Below are 21684 nucleotides of genomic sequence, written 5' to 3' on the forward strand. Positions count from 1 at the left end.
CTCAGGGTACTTACCGCCCCGCGTTCGCCGCCTTCACCAGGGCGTCCTTGGTGACGGCGCCGACGTAGAGCTTGCCGTCGTCCGTGGCCAGGGCGTTGACCAGGCGGGTGGAGAAGACGGTGCCCGTGCCGAACTTGCCGTCGACCTTGTCGCCGAAGGAGTCCAGGAACCCGCCGAGACCGCCCGCGTCGGGAAGGTCACCGGTGGAGGGGACGCCCTCGCCGCCGGTGTCGAAGGTGGCGACGGAGGTCCAGCCCTCACCCAGGACGTCGAGCCCGGCCAGGTCCTTGGCGAAGTCCTCCTCCGCGCCCTTGGGCGGCGTGGGTACCCCGCCCGCGGCGTCCCCCTCGGTCACCTTGGCCCCCTTGGGCGGGGTGAAGTCGAAGGTGGCGGCACTCGGCTTGGCGAAGCTGACCTGGGTGAAGCCCGCGTCGACGACGGCGGCGCCACCGCTCGCCGGGGTCAGCGTGAACTTGAGCGGCAGTCCCGTCCTCGCGTCCACGGCCACACTGATCGCGCCGACGGTGGAACCGGACTGCTTCGGCTCGACCAGCAGCTTGTAGGCGTCGCGGCCGGCCACCTGGACGGTGCCGTCCACGGTCACGGACGTGGTGTCGTCGACGGCCTTCAGGGCCTCGTCGGTGAGGTCCTTGGGCGTGGCCGGGACGGACTCGGCCGCCTCTGCCTGCTTCGCGGTGGAGTGGTAGACCTCGTTGGAGGCGCTGTCGTACCCCCACACGTCCTTGCCGTTGCGGATGAGGCTGTACTCGGCGGCGCTCTCCAGGAGCGACAGCTTCTGCCGGTCCGGGCCGTCGGCGGCGACGCGCAGGGTGTGCGTGCCGGAGGCGAGTTCGGTGAGCTTGGTGGAGGGGTCGGCGGAGGACCCGCCGTCGTCGCCCCCGGTGGCTCCGGAGAGCAGCCCGCTCTCCAGGCCGCCCAGGTCGGGCAGGCCGAGGTCGGTGGTGATCTTCACCGTGCCGGACAGCTGCTGTACGTCCGACGCGGCGATCTTCTCGATGAGCTGCTGTGCGGTGATCTTCGGCAGGTCGGGGTCCCCCGAGTCGGCGAGCGCCGGGACCAGCCCGATCGTCGCCGCCGCGACACCCACCACGGTGACCGGAACGATGTACCGCACCGCCCTGCGCCGCCCGACCCGCAGATCGTCGGCCTCCCCGGCGTGCGTGCTGTCGTCGGATGCGTACGGTGCCATGTGTGCCTTACCTCCGTCGTCGGCGGCGGCCGGTCGTCGCGCGGGTCAGCGTCCCCCACCCGAGCCGCCATTCTCACCCGAATCGGTGAGGAGTGGTGATTTCCGTAGCTCCCATCTGACCAAATCGGCCACCCGCATACGTCAACCCGAGGACCCAAGTCGACGTACGCCTGGGGTATGACGCGAGGGCGGGGGTGTCAGGGTGGGGTGAGGGGCGGAGACCGGGTGGCGTGGGGGGCGGAGACCGTGTGACGTGAGGCGGAGACCGGGTGAGGGGGGCGGAGACCGGGTGAGGGGGGCAGGACCGGCCCCGTACGCGTCACCCGCCCGGTGGTCCACCGCGTCTCATCCCGCCCGGTGGACCACCGCGTCGCACAGCTCCATCAGCGCCACCTTCGCGTCGCACTCCCGCAACGGCACCAGCGCCGCCCGGGCTTCCTTGGCGTACCGCACGGTGTCCCGTCGGGCCTGCTCCAGCGCGGGGTGGCCGCGCAGTGCGGTCAGCGCCTCGGCGAGCCGGGCGTCGTCGCTCAGGTCGGAGTCGAGCAGCTCGCACAGCGCGATGTCCTCGGGCAGGGCCAGCCGGGCGGCCCGCTCGCGCAGCCGCAGCACCGGCAGCGTGGGGATGCCCTCCCGCAGGTCCGTCCCCGGCGTCTTCCCCGACTCGTGCGAGTCCGACGCGATGTCGAGCACGTCGTCGGCGAGCTGGAAGGCGATGCCCAGCCGCTCGCCGTACTGGGTGAGCACGTGCACGACCGTCTCGTCGGCGCCCGACATCATCGCGCCGAACCGGCACGACACCGCGACCAGCGACCCGGTCTTGCCGCCGAGCACGTCGAGGTAGTGGTCGACGGGGTCCCGGCCGTCGGTCGGCCCGGCCGTCTCCAGGATCTGTCCGGTGACGAGCCGCTCGAACGCCTCCGCCTGCACCCGCACCGCCTCGGGCCCGAGGTCGGCGAGGATGTGCGAGGCACGGGCGAACAGGAAGTCGCCGGTGAGGACGGCGACCGAGTTCCCCCAGCGGGTGTTCGCGCTGGGCACTCCGCGCCGCACCTCGGCCTCGTCCATCACGTCGTCGTGGTACAGCGTGGCCAGGTGGGTCAGCTCCACCACCACGGCGGAGGGCACGATGCCGGGCGCGTACGGGTCGCCGAACTGCGCGGCGAGCATCACGAGCAGCGGCCTGAACCGCTTCCCGCCCGCCCGGACGAGGTGCTGCGCGGCTTCCGTGATGAACGGGACCTCGCTCTTGGTGGCCTCGAGCAAGCCTTCCTCGACAGCCGTCAATCCGGCCTGGACATCGGCTTCCAGAGCCTGGTCCCGCACGCTCAGCCCGAACGGCCCGACGACGGTCACGAGGGGTCTCCTGTCTGCTGGTGTCTTCTGGCGATTACGCGGTTTGTCGATAGGTCGCTGCCCTCACTCAAGTCAGCGTATCCGGTCACGTTTCGATCACCGACAGGCCCCACGTCCCCCCGTCTCGAACTTCGCTCGACCGGGAGGCGTCCCCCGAGCGGCCGGACGGCGCCGGATCGCGCCCGTTATGTCGCCGATCGATCGGTACGAACGGTCGGCGCGAGCGACCGGCGCGAGCGGCCGGGACGGCCGGCGAAACAGGCCGGCGTCCCCGCCCGGCCGACCTCGCCCCCTCCCGGCCACGGTCGCCGGACCCACCCTCCCCGCGGGAGGGGACCACGTACCTGTGCATCCGCCCACCCTCTTCCGCGCTCCCCCGCGAGACGGTCCACGAGCACCTCCGCATCCGTCTGCCCGACGGAACCCTCCGGTACGCCCACGCGCGGCACCCGCCGACGAGCGAGCCCCCACCGGCACACCCGTCGGCACACCCCTGGCCGACTCCGCGACCACACCTCGGCACGCACCCGCCCACGGCAACAGCGGCGAGGCCCCACCGGAAGGGGGCACGCGCACAGAGGGGGACGGCGAGACGGCGCTCCACCGGACCCGGCGAAGACGCACCCCATGCGCGCCCCTTTAAAAGGGACTTCACACTCAATGCCCGTTTCACCCCTCTTGTGGATGCTGGTGAGTTGGCTCACTGCGCACACGTGCGGCCGACCCGCCACGGAATCTGTGATTCCGCTTTGCGCGTCGGCGAGTTGACGCTTGACGCACGCAAAGGATCAAGCGGGCATACACCTCTGATCAAGGTCAATAGGGACCATCTGTGAATCCGGCACTTGTTCCGGACATGCGCTCTCGCATACGTTCCCGGCCTGTCGGGCAGACGCCTAATCCTGCCGCCGCCCGGCACCCATCGACCGACACTCACGCACGGCAGGAGCGGGGGACCCAGGTAAGTCGCCGGACCGTACGTCACGCACGTACCGGGCCGGCTCGGGGTGAAGTCGCGTCGCCGCATCCCCGCGGCGGCCGGCCGGGCACTTTCCAGTCCGAACCCGACAGCTCACCTCGTAGGCGCCGGAGAGGAACCTTTCGTCATGCCTGCCGCCGTTCAGCACCGCCGCACCCGCCTCGCCCGCACCCTCGCCGCCGCCGCCACCGGCGCCGCCGTGCTGGCCCTCCCGCTCATCGGCTCGACCAGCGCCTCCGCGGCCACCACGACCGCCACCACCACGGCCGGGTACACCAACAACCTCGACGGCTGGATCCGCGAGTCCCTCGCGATCATGGCCGAAAAGGGCATTCCGGGCACCTACGACGGCATCTACCGCAACGTCATGCGGGAGTCCTCCGGCAACCCGAACGCCATCAACCTGTGGGACTCCAACGCGGCCGCGGGCATCCCGTCCAAGGGCCTGCTCCAGGTCATCGACCCGACCTTCGCCGCGTACCACGTGGCCGGCACCGCCTTCGACCCGTACGACCCGGTCGCCAACATCACCGCCGCCTGCAACTACGCGGCCCAGCGGTACGGCTCGATCGACAACGTCTTCGGCGCCTACTGACGGCTGCCCCCGCCGGCCCACGGGGGCGAGGGCCCCGGTGACGGGGCCCCGCCGGACTGCCGGACTGCCGGACTGCCGGACTAGGGAAACAGTCTTTCGAGGACGACGGCCACGCCGTCGTCCTCGTTCGACGTCGTCACCTCGTCGGCCACCGCCTTGAGTTCCGGATGGGCGTTGGCCATCGCCACGCCGTGCGCCGCCCAGTCGAACATCGGGAGGTCGTTGGGCATGTCGCCGAAGGCGATCGTGTCTGCCGGCCGAAGTCCGAGGTGCTCGGCCGCCAGGGCCAGTCCGGTCGCCTTGGTGACGCCGCACGGCTGGAGCTCCACCGTGCCCGGCCCGGACATCGTGACGGTGGCCAGCGAGCCGACCACCGAACGGGCCGTCGCCGCCAACTCGTCGTCGGACAGGGTGGGATGGCGCAGCAGGACCTTGCTGATCGGCTCGCACCACAGGTCGTCGCGCGTTCCGACGCGCAGGGCCGGCAGCGTCGGGTGCGGCATCAGGTAGCCCGGTTCGATGAGCGTGAGTCCGTCGACGCCGTCCTGGTCGACCGCCGCGTACACCTCGCCCACCTCGGCCTCGATCTTGCCGAGCGCCGTCTCGGCCAGCTCCCGGTCCAGGGCGACCGACCACAGCAGACGGTCCGCTCCGACGTCGTACAGCTGCGCGCCCTGTCCGCACACCGCGAGCCCTCGTCCGCGCAGGACCTCCAGCAGCGGCCGTACGCGGGGGGCCGGCCGACCGGTCACCACGAGGTGGCGGGCGCCTGCGGCCGTGGCCCTCGCGAGTGCGTCGAGCGAACGGTCGGAGAAGGTGTCGTCGCCGCGCAGGAGCGTTCCGTCCAGGTCGGTGGCGACGAGGGAGTACGCGCGGCGCGCGGCGGGTGCGGTGGGTGCGGCCATGATCAGAGAATACGGACCGCAACGGGCTCCGGCTCACTTCCGGTTCGGCGCCCGCCGCCTTCCCGTCCGGGCCCCAGGCCTTCCCGCGCCCGGGCCCCGACCCTGCCCGCTCCCGCTCCCGCTCCCGCTCCCGCTCCTGCTCCTGCTCCTGCTCCTGCTCCTGCTCCTGCTCCTGCTCCTGCCACGCTCCGTCACGCGTCCGGGGTCCGTTCCGTCCCGCGTCCGGCGCCTCCCCATCCCGTTCGGCACCGTTCATGCGGGAAACGGCTTTCTGCCGCAACGCCGGGTACAGGGATGTTCAATGCCTATGCACCGGTTGGCAACAACATGGTCCGCTACCTACCGCCCCCGGCACCTGGAGCGGTACCGTCCTGGCAGTCCAGGGGGACTTGATCGGGGGGTCAGGTTGAGCGGCGGACGTATTCGTGTGCTGAGTCCGGAGGATCTCGGCGAGGGGGAACGGGAGCGGTGGCGCGCGCTGCGCGCCGCGTCGACGGCTCCGCGCAACCCTTTCATGGAACCGGAGTTCGCCGAGGCCGTGGGCCGCGTGCGGCCCCGCACGCGCGTGGCGGTGGTGTACGAGGGGCGCGAGCCGGTCGGCTTCCTGCCCCACGAGCGGGGCCGGTTCGGCCGGGGCCAGGCCCTCGCCCACGGTGTCTCGGACTCCCAGGGAGCCGTCCTCGGCCCGGGTCTCGGGCTGAACGCGGACGAACTCCTGCGGGCCTGCTCCCTGTCGAGCTTCGCCTTCGACAACCTGGAGGCGGAGCAGGAGTTGTTCGTCCCACACGCGGCGGCCGAGTACACCTCCTACGTCATCGACGTGGAGAAGGGGTACGAGACCTACGAGTCCGTCCTGCGCGCACAGTCCCCGAAGTTCCTCAAGACGACGCTCACCAAGGAGCGCCGGCTAGGCCGCCAGGTCGGTGACCTGCGGTTCGTGTTCGACGAGCGGGACCCGGCCGTGCTGCGCACGCTGATGGCGTGGAAGTCCGCGCAGTACCGCAGGACCGGCCGCCGGGACCGGTTCGCGCAGGAGTGGATCACCCGGCTCGTGCACCTGCTCGCCCGGGGGACGCGTGGCCCGGACTGCTGCGGCACCCTGTCCGTCCTCTACGCAGGCGGGCAGCCGGTCGCCGCGCACTTCGGACTGCGCTCGACGGCCGTGCTGGCCTGCTGGTTCCCCGCCTACGACCCCGGGTTCGCGAAGTACTCGCCCGGTCTGGTGCTGCACCTGCGGATGGCCGAGGCGGCCGCCGCCGAGGGCATCGGCCTGCTCGACCTCGGCCGGGGGGCCGCCGAGTACAAGGACTCACTGAAGACGGGCGAACTGCCCGTCTACGAAGGGGCGTGGACGCGTCCGGGGGCGGGCGCCGCGCTCCACTGGCTCAGCCGGGAGCCCTCGCGCCGTGCGCACCACTTCGTGCGCAACCGGCCGCGGCTGGCGGCGACGGCCGTACGGGTGCTGGGGGTTGTCGGGCGGCTGCGCCGGCCTTGAGACGTTCCTGACGCGTTCCGAGAAGTTCCGACGCGTTCCGAGAAGTTCCGACGGGTTCCGACGGGTTCCGACGGTCCATGGGAGTGGAGGGGGAGGATTCGTGTCCCACGTGACACGTGTACGGCGGGAGATCCAGAGGTACCTCGCCATCGAGCCGGTGCAGGTCGCCGAACTGGACCTGGAACCAGGACCGGAGCGAGGGCCGGAGCGGGGGCCGGGGCCGGAGTCGGACGGCGGCGGTGTGCTGAGACCCGGCCCGGGCAGCCCGCCCGTGACGCACGGCGAGGTCTTCCTCCTGGTCCGCAGGGGCGGTCGGCCGGTCGCCGCACTGCTCGGGCGGGTGCCCGAGGGCGCCGACCCGAGAGCGGTCCTCACCGAACTGGCCCGGCGGCACCCGGACAGCGGACCTGCACCGGCACCGGCACCGGCCGCTGCGGGGAGCGCCCTCCCGTTCACCACCGTCGTCATCGCCACCCGTGAGCGCGCCGACCGGCTCGCCCACGCGCTCGACTCGATGCTCGCCCAGGACCACCCCGACTTCGAGATCGTCGTCGTCGACAACGCCCCGGTGACGGACACGACCCGCGACCTGGTCGGACGCAAGTACGCCGAGCGCGTGCGGTACGTGACCGAGCCCGTGCCCGGTCTCGCCGTCGCCCACAACACCGGCCTCGCGGCCGCGCGCGGCGACGTGGTCGCCTTCACCGACGACGACGTGGTCGCCGACCCGCGCTGGCTGACCCAACTCACCGCGCCCTTCGCGGCCGACCCCGGCCTCGGCTGCGCCACCGGGCTGATCCTGCCGGCCCGGCTGCGCACCCCCGCCCAGGTGCTGCTGGAGAGCCACGGCGGCTTCGCGAAGGGCTTCACACCACGGACGTACGACCCCGTCGACCCGCCCGCCGACGAGCCGCTGTTCCCGTTCACGGCGGGCCGGTTCGGGTCCGGCGCCAACATGGCGTTCCGGACCGGCGTGCTGCGCGCGGTCGGCGGCTTCGACCCCGCGACGGGGGCGGGGACGCTCGCGCGCGGCGGCGACGACCTCTACGGTTTCGTCCGCGTGCTCGCCCAGGGGCACCGCCTGCACTACACCCCGCAGGCCCTGGTCTGGCACCACCACCGCGAGACCTGGCAGGACCTGGAGACGCAGGCGTACGGCTACGGCGCCGGCCTCACCGCCTACCTCACCGCTCTGCTGGTCAACCGGCCCGCCCTGCTGCCGGCGTTCCTCGCCCTGCTCCCCCGCGGACTCGCGCACGGCCGCGCGCTGACTGCGGCCCGGAACACGGACGCCCGGGGCGCGGAGGGCGTGCCGGGTGCTCCGGGCACCTCAGGCGCTCCGGGCACTCCGGGCGTTCCGTTCGTTCCGGGTGTTCCGGGCGGGCACGACGACCGTGGTCATCCGTGGCCACGCCGGTTGTCCCGGCTGCAGCGGAAGGGGATGGTGTACGGGCCGGTCGGCTATCTGCGCGCCCGGCGTGCGCTGCGCGCCGTGCCGACGTCCGAAGTGACCGGAGGGGCCGAAGTGACCGGAGCGGCCGGGAGGTCGCGATGACGGGGGCGGGCGGCGAGGCCATCCCGGTTTTCCTGTACCACGCCGTGATGGAGGAACCGCCGGACTGGATAGCGGAGTTCACCGTCACCCCGAAGGAGTTCGCGGCGCATCTCGACGCCGTCGTCGACAGCGGCCGTACGCCCGTGACGGTGAGTGCGCTGGCCGACCACCTCGCGGGGCGGGCGCCGCTGCCCGACCGGCCCGTGCTGCTGACCTTCGACGACGGGTTCGCCGACCTGCCCGGACCGACCGCCGGGGCGCTGGCCGCACGCGGCCTGGCCGCCACCGCCTACCTCACCACCGGCGCGATCAGCCCCGGCGGGCGCAGTCTGCTGCCGCCCGCCCCGATGATGACGCTGGCCCAGGCCGCCGGGCTGGAGCAGTCCGGCATGGAGGTCGGCAGCCACACCGTCACGCACGCCCAGCTCGACACCCTGCCGCCCCGTGACCTCGCCCGCGAACTGAGCGAGTCACGGGCCGTGCTGGAGGACGCCCTCGGGCATCCCGTGCACCATCTCGCCTATCCGCACGGCTACAACAGCGGACGGGTGCGGCGCATGGCGGCCGCCGCCGGGTACGAGACGGCCACCGCCGTGCGGCACGCGCTGAGTTCGGAGCGGGACGAGGCGTACCGCATCGCCCGGCTCATCGTGCGGCGCTCCCACACCGTCGCCGATGTGGAGAACTGGCTGGCCGGCGGGGGCGCACGGGTCGCGCCGTACCGGGACGGTCCGAGGACGGTGGGATGGCGTTGGTACCGGCGGGCCCGCGCGGTACTGCGCGGGCCCGTGTTCGCGGGCTAGCGTCTTTCGTTCGGATCAGGCCGGATCAGGGAGCCCGGCGTGATCCGAACGAGAGACCCTGGGAACCACCCGGCCCGCGGCTCGTCCGGGTCACCCCAACGGCTGGTTGAGATAGGGGTCGGAGACCGCCTTGCGCAGGCTGGCCCAGGCCCCGTCACCCGCCAGCGCGAGGTCGCAGTGCGGGCCGGGGTCGCGGTAGTTCCACTGCAGCGCGGCCTTGACGCCCGTCAGGCCCTTCAGGACCGCCGGCACCTGCGCGTACCACTGCGCCTGCCGTCCCGGCCGGGACGGGTCGTCGGCCGTACCGAACTCGGAGAGCATCAGCGGTTTGTCGTCGGAGATGTTCTCGCGGATCCACGCGTGCGTGGCCCGCTGGGTCTCGGCGAAGGAGAGCCAGCCCGCGTCGTGGCACCGGTAGTAGTTGTACTGGTTGTAGGCGACCCAGTCGACGTAGTCGTCGCCCGGGTACATCCGCTCGATCAGGTCGGCGTGCCCCAGATAGCCGGTGGTGATCCACGTCCACACCACGTTGGTCACGCCCAGCTCCCGGAACCGGTCGTGGATGTGGCGGTAGGCGCGCACGTAGTCCTCGGGGGTGCCGTTGGCGGGCGTGCGGGTGTCCATCTCGAGGTCGAAGGAGAGGAAGACCTTCTCGCCGAACTCCCTGACCCGCGCGGCCTGGACGTCGATGACCGAGGCGTCCAGGTCACCGTCCGCGATCTGCTTCCAGGTGGGCTGCTGCGCCTTCGTGCCGCCCCACCACTTGCTCTCCCAGGACAGCAGCAGCAGATGTTCCGCACCGGCGACGCGCTGCTCCTCCGGGGTGAGCAACTGCCCTTCCAGGCGCTCCCCTTGGACCAGGGACATGTCGTGGTACGTGTACACGATGTCGAGCTTGCGACCGATGCGCCGCTCGTAGCCGCGGACCTTCTCCGCGAGGTTGTCCTTGCTGTGCGGCACGAACGCGCCGAACCAGGCCCCGCAGGGCGGTTCGAGCAGCGCGGTCGGCGCGCACCTGCCACCGAGGGCGGGGGGCCGCGACCCGCCCGGCCCCGGCCCGGAACCGGAGTCGCCCAGGCCGGTGCCGCCCCGCAGGAGGAGGACGACGACCAGGACGGCACAGGCGACCGCGGCGACGGTGAGGAAGCGGGGACGAGGTCCGGCTCGGGGACCGGTGCCCGCGGAGCGGGGCGCGCGGGGGTGGGGCGCGCGGGGGTGGGGCGCGCGGGGGTGGGGCGCGCAAGGCCGGGACGCGGGGCCGGGGTCACGCGGGCGCCGGTGCCGCTGAGCCCGGCCGTCGCCGGGAAACGGACGGTCGCCACCGCCGGGCGAGTGGCCGCCGCCAGGCAAATGGTCGTCGCCAGGCAAGTGGCCGCCACCGGGCAAATGGTCGTCGGCGCGAGGCGGGTAGCCCTCGTCACGAGGTGAGTGGTCGTCGCCGCCGGACGGGCGGCCGTCGTCGCCGGGGTGGGGCAACCTCACAGAGCAGAACCCTTCGCAGTCCTCAGTGGGGAGGCGCGCAGCCGCGGGCAGAACGCGGCGACCGTGGTGAGCAGCGTGAGCGTCAGCAGGACGCGCTGCGCGCTGAAGGCGTGCGTGGCGATGAACACCGTCCCGGCCAGCAGTACGAGGGCCACGCTGACGAAGACGGCCAGCATCAGCCGTTCGAGCAGGTCGGAGTGGCGCTCGAAGGCCGGGTCCCGGCGCTCCACGGGTCCCGCGGCGGACACCACGGCCAGCGCGGGACCGCAGATCCTCAGCACGGCGGCGCCCGGCCCCGCCGCCAGGAAGGCGACCATGGCCGCGCCCCTCAGCACGGAGCCGTCGGGCAGCGCGAGTGCGGACAGCGCCAGCCAGCCGCCGAGCGGTGGCAGTGCCCGTACGACCAGTTCCCGCGGTGTCATCGGCCCGTCTCCTTCAGAACGTAGGCCACCCCGGCGTCGTTACCCGCCATCCGCTCGAACAGGGGCGAGGCGTCGACGGACCGTCGGATGCGGTCCAACTGGCCCTTGCTGAGCAGGCCGTTCATCTCGGCGTCGGCGAACTGGCCGCGGGTGAACAGCAGATAGGCCCGGCCCGGTGACTCCACGGCGGACATGTCGCGGGCCAGTACGGCCGCCGGATCGCGCACGATGGCGTCGACGTGCTCGCGGTCGTCGTCGAGGAACCAGTAGTGGTCCACTCTCCAGTAGTCGGCGAAGGCCAGCGGGTAGTTGCGGTCGGCCGCGACGACGAGGGAGTCGTCCGGCGCCCGGTCGACGACCTGCCGCACCAGGTCCACCTCGGCCGGCGGGAAGTAGCTGATGCGGTCCTTGCCGGAGTAGCTCGGCACGAAGGCGAGCGTGCCGACGAGGAGGGCGAGCGGCGGCAGCCACAGGTGGCGGCGGGGCTCGGCCCGACCGGACTTCTCCGTCGCCGTCAGCGTGCGCACCTGCGGCAGCAGGGCCGCCGCGGCGAAGAAGGCCGCGCCGGGCAGCATGAACATCAGCACCCGGAAGATCATCTCGCTGCCGTAGCTGCTCGCCGCGAGCATCGGCAGGGGGGCCGCCGCGATCAGCAGCAGCGGCATCGCGCGGTCGCGCAGCACCGGCCGGCGCAGCGCGCCCACCACCGCGAGCAGCAGCACCGAGGCCGACAGCAGCCGGGCCGCCCAGGACGTGGTCACCGCGCCGGTGCCGGTCGGGGTGGCGCCGTAGCCGGTGGAGACGTTGCCGCCGATGTCGCCGATCGAGCGGACCATGTCGGGCATCGTCGCGGAGAGGAAGGGCAGGGCGGCCGTGAGGCACCAGGCCAGGAAGATCACGACGACCGTGATCAGCGGGACCTTGTCGCGGTAGCGGCGGGTGAGGAAGAGGGCGGCCAGCGAGACAATCAGCATGCCGGGGGTGAGCTGGTGCGTGATGACGACGGCCACGACCAGCAGGGTGAGCAGCACCGTCCACACGGCCTGCCGCTGCCGCTCGGCGGACCGGCCGGGGCGGCCGTAGCGGCGCAGGACGACGGCCAGCACGCCGAGGTGCAGGGCGAAGGCCACGGACTGGGGGGAGAAGTAGTCCTGGCCGACCCAGTTGGCGACGCAGAAGAGCCAGACTCCGGTCCAGATCAGCCGCGGGTCCTCGGTGAACGTGCGGTAGAGCAGCAGCAGCGGGAGCAGCAGCATCAGGCCGGACACCAGCGGCCACCACGCCATGACGTGCGCGGCGGAGTCCACGCCCAGCAGCCGTACCAGCGTGGCCTGGGCGGCGAAGAAGCCCGGCCACTGGTCGTAGACGGCCATGTCGCCGATCGCGTCCGCGTCCTCCAGCCGGCCCGCCGTCAGCAGGTGGTCGACGACCGCGTCGTGCTTCCACGCCCAGGCGTACAGGGGCGTCGGGTACAGCACCGCCTGGGTGCCGCGCTCCATCACCAGCAGGGCGACGACGTACGCCGGTGCCCAGAGGGGGTGGCGGCGCGGGCCGCGCAGCGTGACCCAGAAGCCGACGGTGAGCAGCGTCAGTCCCGCCCAGAAGGCGGGATGCGCGGCGGTGACGAGACCGAAGTCGTCGAGATCGGAGACGTCGGTGCTGGTCACCGCCCAGCCCCACAGGGCGAGCGCGACGAGCAGCGCGGGCGCGGGGTGCAGCGCGGCGTGCCGCCAGGGGCGTCCCGGTGGCAGGTCGGAGAGATCGCCCACGGGTTCCCCGCCCGCCGGACCCGGCGCACCCGCAGCGGTCGCGGGCTCCGGCTCGGATCTCTCCCGTGGAGTGGTTGGCGGACGCACGACGGTTCCCCCCTGGCGGTTCGGCTCTGAGCTTGGTCAGTCTCGGGACGGGTCGCTGGGTGTGTTCGGGGCGCCTGGGCCGCTTCCGTCGTCCGTCGGTGACAGGTGCGGATCCGGCACGGGCTCCGACGGCGGCTCGGCACGGCGGAGCGACAGGAGCAGGACGAGCAGGAACAGCAGGCCGAGCGTCGGCGGCGCGGCGGGCGCGAGCGTCTCTCTCCCCGCCCAGCCCCCCACGGCGGCGAGATAGACGATCCCCCAGCGCGCCGCCCACGGCAGCCGCCCGACCGGCCGGTCGCCGAAGCGCCGGTCACCGAAGCGCCGGTCGGCGCGGTCGAGCAGCAGCCACAGCAGCACGAGGCACAGGAGCTGACAGACCGGCGGCACCCAGCGCAGCAGCGGGTCGGGGCCGGGAAGACCCAGGGTCCGCGCGAAGAAATCCGCCGTCTGCGTGGGGAACGTCCCACCCAGTGCCCGTGGTTCCCGTCCGAGGGCCACCGGTACGGCGTACAGCGCGAGGACCACGGCTCCCAGCGCCGTGCCGGGCAGCCGCACCTCGCGCCGCGCCAGCAGTGTCACGGCGGCGACGAACAGCAGGATCAGCGCTCCCCCGGCGAGCAGCGCCGGGCCGGGCAGCAGACCCAGCATCCCGCGCCCGCTCAACGGCTCGGCGAGACCGCCCGTGAGCCGGCCGCCGAGCCACGGCAGGTTCCGCAGCGCCACGACGTAGGACACCGTGGCGACGCCGAGGAGGCACCACAGTCCGGCACGCAGCCGGCGCTGTCCGCGCTCGGCCCGGAGGCCGTCGGCCCCGGGGTCGGGCGCCGGCACGCTCCGTCCCTCGCCGGGCTCGGCCGGCGGTGCGCCCCGGTGCGGGCGGACGATCACCGCGAGGGTGTCCGCCTGGAGGGCCTCCCGCTCGTATCCGGGACGGCCTATGAACAGCGCGACGGTGTCCTCGTCACAGGCCCCGTGCTCGTACGCCGCCCGGCGCGCCCAACTCGTGCCGTACCCGGCGGTGGCGTTCAGCCGGGCCCCGCGCGCGCCGCCCGCCTCGACCGTGCCGTCGGTCCTGGTCGCGGACGCGGGGGCGGGCGTGGTCGCGGGGGCGGGCGTGGTCGCGGGCGCGGGCGCGGTGCGGTCCGCGGGCGGGGCAGCCGGGACGGAACGGTCCGCGGGCGGGGCGTCGGTCGGCGCGGTGGCGGGCACCCGGCCGCCGTCACGGAGCGCCGCCCGCAGCCCGGCGACCGACACGACGGCGATCAGCGACATGCTCAGCAGCACCGCCCAGCCCGCGCCCGCGATCCCGGCCGGGGTGAACAGTACGGCCGCGCTGCCCAGGACCAGCGTGCACATGGCGCCCTGGAGCGCGGCGAGCACGCCGGTGCGGCCCTGCACGCGCAGCACCCCGATGTACAGCTCCACCACGACCCGCGGCAGCGCCCCGGCGGCCAGCAACCGCAGCACGGTGGTGCCGTGTTCGGCGTAGTCCTCGTTGAACGGCAACAGGATCTGCGGCGCGAACACCACCAGCACCAGCACCACCGGCACCAGCACCAGCGTCATCCGGCGCAGCGCCCCGCGGACGCCGTCGGCGAGCCGGCGCGGGTCGTGCGAGGCGTGGGCAGTGAGGGATGAGGCCATGTTGATGGCCATGAACTCCATCGTGCCGCCGACGGTGTACGCCACGTAGAAGTAGCCGTTCTCCGCCGCGCTGAAGCGGACGGCGACCATCACCGGCAGCAGGTTGACCATCGCCAGGCTGAACAGCGCGCCGAGCGAGTCCCCGGCCAGGAACCGGCCCATCTCACGGCCCCCGGGCGGTTCCAGGTCCCGGTCGGCCGCGGCCTGGCGCGGGATGAGCCTGCGGAAGATCAGCCAGCCCAGCGGCACCGTCGACAGGGCGATGGCGGCGGCCCAGGAGACGAAGATCCCGAGCGCCGGCAGCGCGGTGGCGAAGACGGCCAGCAGGATCAGCTTGCCGATGGAGAACACCGCGTTGCCGACCGGGACCCATCCGGACCTGCGCAGTCCGGTCAGCACCCCGTCCTGGAGGGTGAGCAGCGCCCAGGCCACGCACGCGACGACGAACGCCGCCCCGGCGACCGGCGTGCCGAGCGGCGCGTACGACGCCCCCCACGTGTCGAGCGTGAGCAGGAAGCCGACGGCGGCGACGGCGACCACCACCGAACTCGCCGCGTACGCCCGCCACACCAGGGAACCGGTCGCCCGTCCCGCGCGCGGGACGAAGCGGACGACCGCCCCGATCATCGTCGTCGCCGTGATGCTGGCCAGCAGGCGCATCGCGGCGATCGCGGCGGAGCCCTGCCCGACGGCCTCCTCGGTGTAGTAACGGGCGGCCACGAGCCAGAAGCCGAGGCCGAGCACGGCGGAGACACCGGTGCTGAGCATCAGGAAGTAGGCGTTCCGGAACAGCGAGTCGGAGTCCCGCCCACCGCCGGAGCCACCCGCCTGTGCCGGGGAGGGGACAGGGACCCGCGTCCCGGGTGGGGCGGGAGCCTGCGCACCGGGACCGGCCCCGGTGCGCTCCCCGGTACCGGTCCCGGCGGGTGCCCCGGTACCGGTCCCGGCGGACGCTCGGGTTCCGGTCCCGATACCGGTCCCGATACCGGTTCCGATCCCGGCGGAGGCCCCGGCTCCGGCTCCGGCCCCGACGGACGCCACGGCTTCGGCGCCGGCCCGTGCCTCGGCCGAGGTCGCGGCGTGTGTTCCGGCCTGGGTGTCAGCCACGGGTCGGCTCCAGCCCTCCCGGCGCCTCGGCCGGCCGCGCGCCGGACTCCTCCAGTACGTCGACGACCTCACGTGCCCGCAGCGGATCGACCGGCAGCGCGTGCCGGGCGAACCACCGGGCCCCCGTCGGATCCGGCGAGAGGTCGGTGAAGTCGGCACCCGCGTAGTCGTCGAGCGGTGGATCGTAGAGGTACCCGACGACGATGTCCCGCCGCGCGAGAGCCGCGATCGCGGCGTCCCGGTCGGCGACGAACAGGGGCACTCTGAAGAGGGGTTGGGGGTCCCGCCGAACGACGACGGGAGCAATGGGGGCAATGGGGGCGACAGGCCGGCGGACGGCTCGGGCGACGGCCGGCGGTCCGGATCCCTGCCCGGCGCCGGGTGAGTCGCCCGACGCCTCGGCCCGGAGACCCGCCTCCCCCGCCGCCTCCGTGCCACCGCGCGGGACCGGCCGTGCCCACGGCGTGGACAGCAGTCGCCCCGTGCCCGCCCGGCAGGCGGCCAGGACCCCGTCGAGACGGTCCAGTCCGCGGCCGATCCGGCCCAGGCGCAGGTTTCCGGAACGCAACCGGTAGTCGTGCATGTCGACCCGGACCCAGGAGTCGCTCGCGGCGAGGTCGGGCGCCGCACCGACCGCCCCGGCCAGTGCCTCGGGCCGCAACGGCATCCGGATGTCCTCACGCTCCATCAGCCCCAGCCGCCGCATCGTGGCCCACGCGGCGCGCCGCAACCGCAGCCCACGCACCGCCGCCTCCGCGTACGGCCGGACGGTGTAGGCCAGTTCGGCCGTGAGCCGACCGGGCAGCAGCAGGTCCTCGCAGGTCTCCTCCAGGGCCTCGCGCAGGCCCGGGTCGGCGCAGGACAGGAAGCCGCCCGCCTTGGCGCCGACGTGCTTGGACAGGCTGAAGACGGAGGCGTCGCCCCAGGCCCCGACCGGTCGGCCGCCCACCTCACTGCCGATGGCGTGCGCCCCGTCCTCGAACAGCGGAATCCCCGACGCGTCGCACTTCGCACGCAGCCTCGGCGCGTCGTCCGGATTGCCGTACAGGTTCGTCGTCAGCACCGCGGACAGCGAAGCCCACAGGTCGTCCGGCACCGCGTCGACGTCGATCGACGCGTCCAGCGGGTTCAACGGCGCCTGCACGGGCCTGAGTCCGGCCGCGAGCACGACGAAGAGGATCACGTCGTCGTTCACCGGCGACATCAGCACCCGTCCGCCCGGCGGGCACCAGTGGCGCAAGGCCACGAACAGCCCGAACCGGCACGACGGCACGTACACGCATTCCCGGCCGAGTCTGGCGCGCATGGTCTCTTCCAGCCGTTTCGGCCGTGGAACATGCCGCGCCGACGCGAGACCGGCCTCCCCTGTGGCCATCCGCCCCCCAAAGGTGCCGTGGGAACGCCCCCTCCCCGAGGCCTTCCGGCACCCGTCCAGAGTCTCCCCTTTCGCACCGCTCCGTCAAGATTGCGGACCGGGCTGTGGACAACCTGCCGTGTCCGGACGGACGCGGAGCGCTCCGGCCGGGCCGCCCGGTCTCCGGCCTCCTGTGTCACTCCCGTGTCGCCGCGGTGTCCCTCCCGCGAGGTCGGCCGTAACGTGTGCCGCGGCTCGGCGCACCCGCAGAGCACCGCGGAGCTCCTGCGCACGGCCGGCACCCGGCCGTGGTGAACGCAAGGGCAGACCTGGCGAACAGATGGCGAGCACGAAAGCGAGGCAGCACCCGATGCCCCCCTTGGCCCCCTTCGACCTCCCCGAGGGCGACCCCTTCGGCCCGCACAACCTCCCGTACGGCGTCTTCTCCCTGTCCGGCCCCGGCCCCGACTCCGGCTCCGGGCAGCGGACCGTCGGCGTCCGGCTCGGCGACCACGTGCTCGACGCCGGTGCGGCGGCCCGGGCCCTCGGCTCCCCGCACGCGGCCCTGCTCGGCCACCCGACCCTCAACCCGCTGCTGGCGGCGGGCCGTACGGTCTGGTCCCAGGTACGCCGAGCCCTGACCCAATGGGTCACGGAACCCTCCCACCGGCAGACGCTGCTCCCCTTCCTTCATCCCCTTTCCTCGGTGACCCTGCACCTGCCGTTCGAGGTGGCCGACTACGTCGACTTCTACGCCTCCGAGCACCACGCCCGGAACGCGGGCGCCATCTTCCGCCCGGACGCCGCGGACACCCTCCTGCCGAACTGGAAGCACCTCCCGATCGGCTACCACGGCCGCGCCGGCACGGTCGTGGTCTCCGGCACGGACGTCGTCCGCCCGTCGGGCCAGCGCAAGGCGCCCACCGATCCGGCCCCCGTCTTCGGCCCCACCCGGCGGCTCGACATCGAGGCCGAGGTCGGCTTCGTGGTCGGCACGCCGTCGCGGCAGGGACGCCCGGTCCCGCTGACCGACTTCCGCGAGCACGTCTTCGGCCTGTGCCTCCTCAACGACTGGTCCGCACGCGACATCCAGGCCTGGGAGTACGTCCCCCTCGGCCCCTTCCTCGGGAAGTCCTTCGCCACCTCGGTGTCGGCGTGGATCACCCCGCTGGAGGCGCTGGAGGAGGCGCGGCTGTCACCCCCCGAACGCACCCACCCCCTGCTGCCCTACCTCGACGACTCCGCCACCGAGCCCGCCGGCTACGACCTGCGCATCTCGGTCGCCGTCAACGGCCATGTCGTCTCCGAGCCCCCCTTCTCCACCATGTACTGGACGGCCGCCCAGCAACTCGCCCACCTGACGGTCAACGGCGCCTCCCTGCGCACCGGCGACCTCTACGGCTCCGGCACGGTGAGCGGCCCGGCCGACGACCAGCGCGGCTCCCTTCTGGAGCTGACCTGGAACGGCCGCGACCCCCTGGAACTCCCCGACGGCGAGCGGACGTACCTGGAGGACGGGGACGTGGTGACCCTGTCGGCCTGGGCCCCCGGCCCGGACGGGCTGCGGGTCGGTCTGGGCGAGGTGAGCGGGCGGGTCCGCACGGGCTGACTCCGGCCGTTCCCGCCGTCATACTGACGGCGGGAACGGTCCTCGCACCGGGCCCGCCGCACCCACCGTCCCGGAACACGGAACCACCCGTCGCCACCGACCCGTCCTCCCCGACCAGGATCCGGAGCCCACGGCAATGACCCTCTGCCTGCTCCTGTTGAGCGTCGTCGCCCTGACCGCCGCCGTGCCGGTCCCGCGCGCGCTGACCCGGGCCGAGTGGCCCGAGCGGGAGCCGGTGGTGGCGCTGTGGGTGTGGCAGTGCCTGGTCGCCACGGTGCTGCTGTGCTGTCTGACGGCGCTCGTGCTGGGGGCGGCCGCCGTCTTCCACACCGTCCGCACCCAGGTCTTCGCCCCGGCGCCACCGGCCGTGACAGAGGCATACGACCTCTCGACCGCCCCGGTGTGGGCGACGGCGCTCACGCTGCTGCTGGCCTGCGGTGCCGCCTGGACCACCGCGATGCTCGCCCGCGAGCTGGTCGAGGCCCGCCGGCGCCGTGGCCTGGCCCGCGCCCACCTGCGGGAGCGCGCGCCCGACCTGCCCGCGGGACTGCCTCCCGCCCGGGGCCCCCTGCTGGTGCTCGAGGACGACTACCCGGACGCCTGGTGGATGCCCGGCAGCCCGTCCCAGCTGATCGTGACCACCGGTGCCCTGCAGCGCCTCACCTCCCACCAGATCGACGCGGTCCTCGCCCATGAACGAGGTCACGCCCGCGCCCACCACGACTGGCTGCTGCACCTGTCGACAGCGCTGGCCACCGGATTCCCGCGCGTCCCGCTGTTCGCCCACTTCTGCGACCAGACCCACCGCCTGGTCGAACTCTCCGCCGACGACACGGCGTCCCGCCGCTGCGGTCACCTCACGACGGCCCTCGCGCTGATCGAACTGAACCAGCACCGGGGCATCCTGTCCTGCGCGTCCTCCCGCCGCCTGCTGGGCGAGCGCGTGGACCGTCTCCTCCAGCCGCCCCCACGGCTGCTGCCCAGACACCGGGCCCTGACGACGACCGCGGCGGCACTGGTCCCCCTGCTCCCGCTGCTGATCACCTTCGCCCCGGGGCTGACCGCCCTGAGCTGACCCCCGACCGGGGACGGCTGGAGCCCGGCGCTCCGGTCCCAGGGGTCAGGGGTTCGGGGTCAGGGGTCAGGGGTCCTGTCGCCTATATCCAGTCCTCGGGCTCCGGTTCCTCGTCCATCTCGGGCCAGTAGTCGTCGGCCCCGTCGGCGGAGGGCGCCCCGCCCGCGGCGGACACGGCGTCGGAGGCCTTGCCAGATCCCGAAGCTCTCCCGGAGCCCGAGGCCGTCCCGGACGCCGGGGCGGCGCCGGAGTCCAGGGTGGCGCCGGACGCCGGGTCCGGTGCCTCGCCCAGCGACGCCAGCACGCCGATCACGCCCTCCCCGTACGTCGCCAGCTTCTTCTCACCGACTCCGCTGATCCCGCCCAGCTCCCGCACGGACGTCGGCCAGGCCGTGACGATCTCCCGCAGCGTGGCGTCGTGGAAGATGACGTACGCCGGCACGCCCTGCTCGCGGGCCTGTTCGGCGCGCCAGGCGCGCAGGGCCTCGAAGGCGGGGAGCAGTGCCTCAGGCAGTTCGACCGCGGCGGCCTTCGCCCTGCCCTTGCCGGTGGAGGAACCCGACGTCTTCGCCGTGACCGGCTTCTCCGGCTCCTTGCGCAGCGGCACCTCGCGCTCGCGGCGCAGCACCTCCCCGCTGGAGTCCGTGAGCACCAGCGTGCCGTAGTCCCCCTCGACGGCGAGCAGCCCCTGCGCCAGCAACTGCCGCACGACGCCGCGCCATTCGCCCTCGGACAGCTCCTCGCCGATGCCGAACACCGACAGCTGGTCGTGGTCGAACTGGATCACCTTGGCCGTGCGCTTGCCCATCAGGATGTCGACGATCTGCACCGCGCCGAACTTCTGGCCTCGCTCCCGCTGCAACCGCACCACCGTCGACAGCACCTTCTGCGCCGCGACCGTGCCGTCCCAGGTCTGCGGGGGCGTGAGGCAGGTGTCGCAGTTGCCGCAGCCCTTCGGGTCCGGTTCCTGGCCGAAGTAGGCCAGCAGCTGCCCGCGGCGGCACCGGGCGGTCTCGCACAGTGCCAGCATCGACTCGAGGTGGGCGGCGGCCCGGCGCCGGAACGCCTCGTCGCCCTCGCTCGACTGGATCATCTTGCGCTGCTGTATGACGTCGTTGAGGCCGTAGGCCATCCAGGCCGTCGAGGGCAGTCCGTCACGGCCCGCGCGGCCCGTCTCCTGGTAGTAGCCCTCGATCGACTTGGGCAGGTCGAGGTGGGCGACGAACCGCACGTCCGGCTTGTCGATGCCCATGCCGAAGGCGATGGTCGCGCACACGACCAGGCCTTCCTCCCGCAGGAACCGCGACTGGTGTGCCGCGCGCGTGCCCGAGTCCAGGCCGGCGTGGTACGGCACGGCCTCGATGCCGTTGCGGGAGAGGAACTCGGCGGTCTTCTCGACGGAGTTGCGCGACAGGCAGTAGACGATGCCCGCGTCACCCGCGTGCTCCTCGCGCAGGAAGCTCAGCAGCTGCTTCCTGGGGTCGGCCTTCGGCACGATCCGGTACTGGATGTTGGGCCGGTCGAAGCTCGCCACGAAGTGCCGGGCCGTCGGCATGCGCAACCGCTGCGTGATCTCCTGGTGCGTCGCGTGGGTGGCCGTGGCGGTGAGCGCGATCCGCGGGACGTCGGGCCAGCGCTCGCCCAGCAGGGAGAGGGTGAGGTAGTCGGGGCGGAAGTCGTGCCCCCACTGGGACACGCAGTGGGCCTCGTCGATGGCGAAGACCGCGATCTTGCCGCGCGACAGCAGGTTCAGCGTGGCGTCCAGGCGCAGCCGCTCCGGCGCCAGGTAGAGCAGGTCCAGCTCGCCGGCCAGGAACTCGGCCTCGACCGTGCGCCGCTCGTCGAAGTCCTGCGTGGAGTTCATGAAGCCGGCCCGCACGCCCAGCGCCCGCAGCGCGTCCACCTGGTCCTGCATCAGCGCGATCAGCGGGGAGACGACGATTCCCGTGCCCGGCCGGACCAGGGAGGGGATCTGGTAGCACAGCGACTTGCCGCCGCCGGTCGGCATGAGGACGACCGCGTCCCCGCCGGCCACCACGTGCTCGATGACCTCGCCCTGCTCGCCCCGGAAGGCCTCGTACCCGAAGACCCGGTGGAGCGTGGCCAGCGCCTCGCTCTCCGTGCCCGGCATCTCGGTGGTTCCTGGCATCTCCCTGATCCCGCCCGTCCCTCGCATCGTCCCGTCCCCCGTACGTCGTCCTCGACCACTGCGTCCACGATAGGGGTCCGGACCGACA

General features: G+C 73.2%; 15 protein-coding genes and 1 riboswitch. Of the genes, 6 read left to right on the forward strand and 9 right to left on the reverse strand.

All coding sequences use genetic code 11. The features are described 5' to 3' along the window. Nucleotides 1–10 precede the first annotated feature (10 nt). Nucleotides 11–1210 (reverse strand): sigma-E factor regulatory protein RseB domain-containing protein, encoded by a 1200-nt coding sequence (locus ACGFQC_RS08670; protein WP_363088975.1) that lies wholly within the window; start codon nt 1208–1210, stop codon nt 11–13. A 345-nt stretch (nt 1211–1555) separates the two neighbouring features. Next, nucleotides 1556–2566, reverse strand: a complete 1011-nt coding sequence (locus ACGFQC_RS08675; protein WP_363088974.1) for a polyprenyl synthetase family protein — start codon at nt 2564–2566, stop codon at nt 1556–1558. A gap of 920 nt (nt 2567–3486) precedes the next feature. Further along, nucleotides 3487–3667, forward strand: a riboswitch (cyclic di-AMP (ydaO/yuaA leader). Nucleotides 3668–3672: 5 nt separating this feature from the next. Here ACGFQC_RS08675 and ACGFQC_RS08680 point away from each other — a divergent pair. Further along, entirely contained in the window at nt 3673–4140 is a 468-nt protein-coding gene (locus ACGFQC_RS08680) for a transglycosylase SLT domain-containing protein (protein ID WP_363088973.1), read from the forward strand. Between the two features lie 80 nt (nt 4141–4220). On the opposite strand, the gene ACGFQC_RS08685 is transcribed toward ACGFQC_RS08680, so the two are convergent. Further along, on the reverse strand, nt 4221–5045 hold the full coding sequence (locus ACGFQC_RS08685; protein WP_363088972.1) for an HAD family hydrolase: 825 nt from the start codon (nt 5043–5045) through the stop codon (nt 4221–4223). A gap of 421 nt (nt 5046–5466) precedes the next feature. Between ACGFQC_RS08685 and ACGFQC_RS08690 the strand changes: the two genes are divergently transcribed. The 3 genes from ACGFQC_RS08690 (at nt 5467) to ACGFQC_RS08700 (ending at nt 8898) form a co-directional block, all read left to right on the forward strand. Further along, on the forward strand, nt 5467–6540 hold the full coding sequence (locus ACGFQC_RS08690) for a GNAT family N-acetyltransferase (protein ID WP_393287980.1): 1074 nt from the start codon (nt 5467–5469) through the stop codon (nt 6538–6540). Between the two features lie 100 nt (nt 6541–6640). After that, nucleotides 6641–8095: a glycosyltransferase gene (locus tag ACGFQC_RS08695; protein WP_363088970.1), complete on the forward strand. Its 1455-nt coding sequence runs from the start codon at nt 6641–6643 to the stop codon at nt 8093–8095. Next, complete coding sequence (locus ACGFQC_RS08700) at nt 8092–8898, forward strand: polysaccharide deacetylase family protein (protein ID WP_363088969.1); 807 nt, start codon at nt 8092–8094, stop codon at nt 8896–8898. The genes ACGFQC_RS08695 and ACGFQC_RS08700 overlap by 4 nt, the downstream gene beginning before the upstream one ends. Before the next feature lie 90 nt (nt 8899–8988). Here ACGFQC_RS08700 and ACGFQC_RS08705 read toward each other — a convergent pair whose 3' ends face one another. The 5 genes from ACGFQC_RS08705 to ACGFQC_RS08725 form a co-directional block, all read right to left on the reverse strand. Then, nucleotides 8989–9858, reverse strand: a complete 870-nt coding sequence (locus ACGFQC_RS08705; RefSeq protein WP_363088968.1) for a glycosyl hydrolase — start codon at nt 9856–9858, stop codon at nt 8989–8991. Nucleotides 9859–10376: 518 nt separating this feature from the next. Next, entirely contained in the window at nt 10377–10802 is a 426-nt protein-coding gene (locus ACGFQC_RS08710; protein ID WP_363088967.1) for a hypothetical protein, read from the reverse strand. After that, nucleotides 10799–12571 (reverse strand): glycosyltransferase, encoded by a 1773-nt coding sequence (locus ACGFQC_RS08715; protein WP_363088966.1) that lies wholly within the window; start codon nt 12569–12571, stop codon nt 10799–10801. The genes ACGFQC_RS08710 and ACGFQC_RS08715 overlap by 4 nt, the downstream gene beginning before the upstream one ends. Before the next feature lie 123 nt (nt 12572–12694). Beyond that, on the reverse strand, nt 12695–15094 hold the full coding sequence (locus tag ACGFQC_RS08720) for a lipopolysaccharide biosynthesis protein (protein ID WP_393287982.1): 2400 nt from the start codon (nt 15092–15094) through the stop codon (nt 12695–12697). 307 nt (nt 15095–15401) lie between these two features. Next, nucleotides 15402–16784, reverse strand: a complete 1383-nt coding sequence (locus ACGFQC_RS08725) for a DegT/DnrJ/EryC1/StrS family aminotransferase (RefSeq protein WP_363088964.1) — start codon at nt 16782–16784, stop codon at nt 15402–15404. Between the two features lie 358 nt (nt 16785–17142). Here ACGFQC_RS08725 and fahA point away from each other — a divergent pair, with 358 nt between their 5' ends. Together fahA and ACGFQC_RS08735 are read left to right on the forward strand one after the other, a co-directional pair. Continuing rightward, nucleotides 17143–18372 carry a fumarylacetoacetase gene (gene fahA / locus ACGFQC_RS08730; RefSeq protein ID WP_363089110.1) on the forward strand — a complete coding sequence of 410 codons (1230 nt, stop codon included), beginning with the start codon at nt 17143–17145 and terminating at the stop codon, nt 18370–18372. Nucleotides 18373–18508: 136 nt separating this feature from the next. After that, the gene (locus ACGFQC_RS08735) at nt 18509–19447 is read left to right on the forward strand and encodes a M56 family metallopeptidase (RefSeq protein ID WP_363088963.1); all 939 of its coding nucleotides are present in this window, start codon (nt 18509–18511) and stop codon (nt 19445–19447) included. A gap of 82 nt (nt 19448–19529) precedes the next feature. Here ACGFQC_RS08735 and recQ read toward each other — a convergent pair whose 3' ends face one another. Then, on the reverse strand, nt 19530–21623 hold the full coding sequence (gene recQ / locus ACGFQC_RS08740) for a DNA helicase RecQ (RefSeq protein ID WP_363088962.1): 2094 nt from the start codon (nt 21621–21623) through the stop codon (nt 19530–19532). Nucleotides 21624–21684: the final 61 nt, after the last annotated feature.

The sequence above is a fragment of the Streptomyces sp. NPDC048734 genome (assembly GCF_043198675.1).
Taxonomy (GTDB): domain Bacteria; phylum Actinomycetota; class Actinomycetes; order Streptomycetales; family Streptomycetaceae; genus Streptomyces.